This is a genomic window from Pseudomonas sp. UBA6310 (assembly GCF_002438225.1).
Classification (GTDB): domain Bacteria; phylum Pseudomonadota; class Gammaproteobacteria; order Pseudomonadales; family Pseudomonadaceae; genus Pseudomonas_O; species Pseudomonas_O kuykendallii.
The window spans coordinates 55038-60836 of record NZ_DJTK01000066.1 but is presented as its reverse complement, the minus strand read 5'-3'; the positions used below and the strand labels follow the sequence as shown (position 1 = coordinate 60836).

6 protein-coding genes and 1 pseudogene are annotated in these 5799 nt (G+C 67.1%); 2 read left to right on the top strand and 5 right to left on the bottom strand.

Annotation, left to right across the window (positions count from 1 at the left end; all coding sequences use genetic code 11):
- The 5 genes from B3E91_RS15860 to B3E91_RS15840 all read right to left on the bottom strand — a co-directional run.
- Positions 1-950 (bottom strand): DUF3488 domain-containing protein (locus B3E91_RS15860; RefSeq protein WP_287030483.1); only part of this gene is annotated, 950 nt, incomplete at its 3' end.
- Between the two features lie 77 nt (positions 951-1027).
- Positions 1028-2005, bottom strand: coding sequence for a DUF58 domain-containing protein (locus tag B3E91_RS15855; RefSeq protein ID WP_287030418.1), 978 nt, complete (start codon positions 2003-2005; stop codon positions 1028-1030).
- On the bottom strand, positions 2005-2922 hold the full coding sequence (locus B3E91_RS15850) for an AAA family ATPase (protein ID WP_090231016.1): 918 nt from the start codon (positions 2920-2922) through the stop codon (positions 2005-2007). Before B3E91_RS15850 ends, B3E91_RS15855 begins: the two co-directional genes overlap by 1 nt.
- 115 nt (positions 2923-3037) lie before the next feature.
- Positions 3038-3646, bottom strand: a complete 609-nt coding sequence (locus tag B3E91_RS15845; protein ID WP_287030416.1) for a flavin reductase family protein — start codon at positions 3644-3646, stop codon at positions 3038-3040.
- 61 nt (positions 3647-3707) lie between these two features.
- Positions 3708-3986: a hypothetical protein gene (locus B3E91_RS15840; RefSeq protein ID WP_090231018.1), complete on the bottom strand. Its 279-nt coding sequence runs from the start codon at positions 3984-3986 to the stop codon at positions 3708-3710.
- Positions 3987-4125: 139 nt separating this feature from the next.
- Here B3E91_RS15840 and B3E91_RS15835 point away from each other — a divergent pair, with 139 nt between their 5' ends.
- Entirely contained in the window at positions 4126-5151 is a 1026-nt protein-coding gene (locus tag B3E91_RS15835; RefSeq protein WP_090231019.1) for a patatin-like phospholipase family protein, read from the top strand.
- A 130-nt stretch (positions 5152-5281) separates the two neighbouring features.
- Positions 5282-5799, top strand: a pseudogene (locus B3E91_RS15830) (response regulator); the annotation flags it as partial.

Sequence of the window (5799 nt, the reverse complement as noted above, 5' to 3'; positions counted from 1 at the left end):
CGGCGCTGAAGGAGGGGCGAATCCTCGGGTTCGCGCACGGCATCCGGCCATGAGGTCACCTGATAGAACAGCGACTTGTCCACCGGACGATAACGCTCCAGACGGAAATCGCTCATCAGCCGGGTGCGCTCCAGGCTGGTCTCGCCGGTATCCAGGGCGAACAGCCAGGGCCTGGAGCTGGGCTGCATGATGACGTTGTAGCGCAGCGCCTCGCCGCGCTTCTGCCACTGCGGCTCGATCGGGTACTGCGCCACCGACGACTGCGACCAGCGTCGGCCATCGAAACGCTCCAGTGTAAGCGCCCGCCAGTAGAGCTGCGAGCGCGGCGGCATCGGGCCTTCGAAGCTGGCCCGGAAGGCCAGTTCACCGGACTGGCTGAGCTCGGCGATATCGCCGGGCTCGATATTGTCGGAAAGCCCGGTCACCGCGCCGCCCGCCGGTTGCGGCAACGACCACAGGGGACCGAGCCGGGGGAAGAAGACGAACAGCAGCAGCATCAGCGGCAACGCCTGCGCGAGCATCCCGCCGGCCAGGCGTAGGGTCGGCCAGGGCCGCTCGGCGAACGTGGTCTGCTGCAGGCCGATCAGCGAGGCCAGCAAGGCGCTCACCGAAAGCAGCGTGAACAACGCGAGGAGCATGCTGTCGTCGAACAGGTAACCGGTGACCACCACGAAGAAACCGAGGAACACCAGCACCAGGGCGTCGCGTCGGCTGCGCGTTTCCACCAGTTTGAGGACGAACGCCGAGATCAGCAGCACGCTGCCGGCATCCAGGCCGATCAGGCTGCCGCGGGAAAACCATACCCCGGCCGCGGCGCCGGCCATCAGCACGACCTTGGCCAGCGCATTCGGATAGGCCGCGCGCATGCGGTAGATCTGGATGCGCCAGAGCGCGCAGACCAGCCACAGAGCGATGGTCCAGGCAGGCAGATGGAACAGGTGCGGCACCATCACCAGCGCCTGGGCGACCAGCAGCCAGGTCAACGCCACCCGCGGGATGGGCTGCGCGACGCCGGAACGGCGGGTGCTCACGGGCGGTTCCCCGGACGCTGCTCGCTTGCGTACAGCGCCAGTGCGCGCAGGCACGCCTCGCGATGGGTCTCGCCGCTGTCCGGCCCCAGCTGGACGCCAGGAAGATGCAGCGCGAACGCCTGGCCTTCGTCGCAGAACTGCAGCACCCAGTGACAGAGCAGCGACAACCTGGACTCGAGGTCGCCTTCCAGCGCATCCAGGTCCAGGTGCAGGTCGCGACCGCTGAGCGCGGCGAATTCCTTGACCAGCAGGCCATGCCCGCGTGAGTAGGCCTTCCAGTGCAGGCGCTGTTTCGAGTCGCCCGGCTGGTAGGTCTTGAGGCCCTGGTAATCGTCCGCGCCCTGGCCCAACTGATGGTTCCCGGACTCCTCGCCGTCGTCGCCCCGGCCGGCGGCCAGCGGCAGGTCACCGGGCAGCGGCCGCGGATAGACCAGCAACGCCTGGTCTAGATCGACCCACGACCAGGCGACCAGGATGCCCAGCGGGAAGCGGCTTTCCACCTTCAGCCGACCGGGACGCAACCAGCCGCGACGCAACGCCGGCTGGCTCAATTCGCACTCGCCAAGGCCAAGCGCAGGCACATCGAGGCTCTGCAGCTCTGCCGGCGGCCAGCCGATGGCGATCGCCTGGTGCGCCCGCCCGCTGCTTTCCAGCAGGACCTTGAAGCGCGCCTGCTCGCCGACGAATACCGCGCCGCCGCCCCCGGCCTTGAGCACCAGCCCGGCCAGGTTGCGATAGGTATGCAGGATGGCGACGATGCCCACCGAGGCCAGCAGGAAGGTCAGCCCATAAGCCAGGCTGTTCTGGTAATTGATCCCGGCCAGCAGCATGAGCAGCAGGGATACGCCGAACGCCGCGCCGACCCGGCTGGGCACGATGAAGATGCGCCGCTGATCCAGGCGCACCCGCTGGGCCGCCGGAATACGTTTGGCCAGCCAGCGATCCCAACGCGGACGCCGCAGGGTATCGGCCATCAGACCGCCGCCACCTCGGTCAGCAGCCAGCGCACCAGCGCACCGCCACCGTGCCCGCTGGGATCGGCGCGCTCGCGCAGGCGGTGGCCGACTACCGCCGGCAGGACCGCCTGCACGTCCTCGGGAATCACGTACTCGCGGTCGGCGAGGAACGCCCAGGCACGGGCGGCGGCGAGCAGGGCCAGGCTCGCACGCGGCGACAGCCCCCAGGCGAACTGCGGCTGGCTGCGTGTGGCCTCGACCAGCCTCAGCACATAGTCGACCAGTGCATCGCTGGCGCGGACCTGCGGCACCAGCTCCTGTAGCTTCGCCAGCTCGGCATGGTCGAAGACCGGCTCCAGGCGCGGCAGCAGATCGCGCCGCGCCTCGCCGAGCAACAGCGCCTTCTCTGCGCCCTTGGCCGGGTAGCCCAGCGACAGGCGCATCAGGAAGCGATCCAGCTGCGATTCGGGCAACGCGAAGGTGCCGCCCTGGGTCACCGGGTTCTGCGTGGCGATGACGAAGAAAGGGTCCGGCAACGGCCGGGTGGCGCCTTCGATGGTCACCTGGCCCTCCTCCATCGCCTCGAGCAGCGCGCTCTGGCTCTTCGGCGTGGCGCGGTTGATTTCGTCGGCGAGCACCAGCTCGGCGAAGATCGGCCCGGGATGGAAGGCGAACTGCCCGCTGTCCTTGTCGAACACCGAGGTGCCGAGGATATCCCCGGGCAGCAGGTCGGACGTGAACTGGATACGCTGGAAACTCAGGCCCAGAGCCTTCGCCAGAGCATGGCTGAGAGTGGTCTTGCCCATTCCCGGCAGGTCTTCGATCAGCAAATGGCCGCGTGCCAGCAGGCAGGTCATCGCCAGGCGAACCTGATGTTCCTTGCCCAGCAGGACACCGTTGACCATCTGCAGGCAGGCATCGAGTTTGGTGCGCATGCGGCTCTCCTCCGGGATGAAAGGCCGATGCTACTGGCCCCTTCCCGGCCGGCAAAGCCTTTGTAACCTTTACTGACGAAAAGCCGGCGTCATAAAAGTCGGCGTGCGCGAGGCGTCAGTTCGGCCGCGTCAGGTCGAAACGCTCGCGGGTGTAACTGTAGGACTTGCCGCCCAGGCGTCCGACGATATCCAGCTTGCCGGCATCGATCCGGCCCTGTTCGTCGAGCACGCCCTGATCGATGTGCGCGTAGAGTATTTCGGCGAACACCAGGGTGCAGTTCGGCTCGTGCGCCGGATAAGGCAACAGCTGCGCCACCCGGCACTCGAAGGCCACCGGCGCACCCTTCACCCGCCGCGGCGCGACCCGCACCGAGGCCTCGCTGGCGATGCCGCAGTGCTCGAACTCGCTGGTGCCGCGTGGCAGGGTCGCGGAGCTGGCGTTCATCGCCTCGACCTGATCGGCGCAAACCAGCTGGATCACCAGCTCGCCGGTTTCCTGCAGGTTCAGCATGCTGTCCTTGAGGCTGCCATCGCCGCGCGTGGAGATGTTCACCATCAGGGTCGGCGGGGTATCGCTGATCACCTGGAAGAAGCTGAACGGCGCCAGGTTGGCGACACCATCGGCGGACAGCGTGGAGACCCAGGCGATCGGCCGCGGCGTCACGGTGTTGGCCATCCAGCGATACGCTTCGAGCGACGTCAGGGCGGAGAAATCGATCTGCATCGGGGAACCACTTGGTAGGAGGACCGCCACCGGCGCCACGGGCGTGGCGCCGGCGTGCGGGTCAGCGGCCGGCGCGGGATTCGCGCAGGTAGAAGCGCGCTTTCTCGACCTTCTTCACGCAGCCCGAATAGGCTTCGAACTGCTGCTGGGTCTTGGCGGCGGTGAGCAGGGTCACGGCCTTGGAATAGCTGACCGTACCGGCGAAGCCTTCGGCTTCGGCGAGGCTCTGCTCTTTCCAAGCGGCATCCAGACCATTGGCGCAGCTGGTGCGGTACGAGGTCTTGCCTGCACAACCGGCCAGCGTGAGCGCCATCAGGGGAATCAGTATCCAGGCTTTCATGTGTTTCTCCTTCGGAAGGTGTACAGCTTGCCTTCGCTGAGACCGGTCTGCCACTCAAAAAGTGCCGGCCTGGCGCGGCTTCTTGGCGTCGGCAAAGCGGACGCGTATCGTCGCACGATCGGTTTCCGGGGAGGTGTGGATGAGCAAGCGAGTGGCCCTGGTTCTGGGTTCGGGAGGCGCGCGTGGCTACGCGCACATCGGTGTCATCGAGGAGCTCGAGGCACGCGGCTACGAGATCGGCTGCATCGCCGGCTGTTCGATGGGCGCGGTGGTCGGCGGCGCCTATGCCGCCGGGAAGCTGCGCGAGTACCGCGAGTGGATCGAGAGCCTGGACTACCTCGACGTCCTGCGCCTGGTCGACGTCAGCTTCTCGCTGGGGGCGATCCGCGGCGAGAAGGTCTTCGGCCGAATCCGCGAGATCGTCGGCGAGATCGATATCCAGGACCTGCCGATTCCCTATACCGCGGTTGCCACCGACCTCACCCACCAGCAGGAAATCTGGTTCCAGGAAGGCAGCCTGCACCAGGCGATGCGCGCCTCGGCGGCGATTCCGAGCCTGTTCACCCCGGTGGTCCAGGGCAACCGCATGCTGGTCGATGGCGGTCTGCTGAACCCGTTGCCGATCGTGCCGGTGGTGTCCAGCCACTGTGACCTGATCGTCGCGGTCAACCTGAACTCGTCCGGCCAGCAGCATTACCGCTTGCCGGTGATCGAGCGCCCGGCGCTGCTGAAATCGCGCTTCGATGCGCTGGTCGCGGCGCTGAGCACGCGGTTGCCCTTCCGGCGCCGTGAAGAAAGCGGCGAGCCGCTGCTGCTGATCGCCGCGGAAGGCGGCGAGACCGTCGACCCCTGGCTGGATGCCGCGCCAGACGCCCAGCAACCCTCGGCCGCGCCGCAGGGCAACAGCTCGCCGAAATCGGCCAGCGGTTCGCGGGTACTGGAGAACGTCGGCCCGGCGTCGCTGCTCGACCTGGTCAACCAGAGTTTCGAGGTGATGCAGACCTCGCTGGCGCAGTACAAGATCGCCGGCTATCCACCGGATGTGCTGATCAACGTGCCCAAGCGCGTCTGCCGCTTCTTCGAGTTCTACAAGGCGCCGGAGCTGATCCAGCTCGGCCGGCAGATCGCCAGCGACACCCTGGACAGCTACGAGGCGACGCACTGACCCGGCATGTAACGATCTCGTTACCTGGCGGAAAACGGGCCGATATGAATGCGTGCGAGCATCGCGACCTTTTTTGTAATCGCCTCGGGAGCCGAGCCTCGTGGAAACAGCCAGCAGCGCCTTCAAAGCCACCCGCGTCCTGATCGTCGATGACGATGCCGACATCCGCGAACTGCTCTGCGGTTACCTGGAGCGCTTCGGCATCCAGGCCGAAGGCGTCAGCGACGGCGTGGCGATGCGCGCGGCGCTGGATCGCGAGCATTTCGACGCTCTGGTGCTGGACCTGATGCTGCCCGGCGAAGACGGACTCTCGCTGTGCCGCAACCTGCGCGCCAGCTCCGACATTCCGATCCTGATGCTCACCGCGCGTTGCGAACCCACCGACCGCATCATCGGCCTCGAACTGGGCGCCGACGACTACATCGCCAAGCCCTTCGAGCCGCGCGAGCTGGTGGCGCGCATCCAGTGCGTATTGCGCCGGGTGCGCGATGGCCGTGACGCGCCACGCAGCGACCAGCGCAAGAGTGTCCGCTTCGATGGCTGGCGACTGGACAGCGTTCTGCGCCAGGTCGAATCCGCGGACGGCATGCTGGTGCCGCTGTCCAACGCCGAATTCCGCCTGCTCTGGGTGTTCCTCGAACGCCCGCG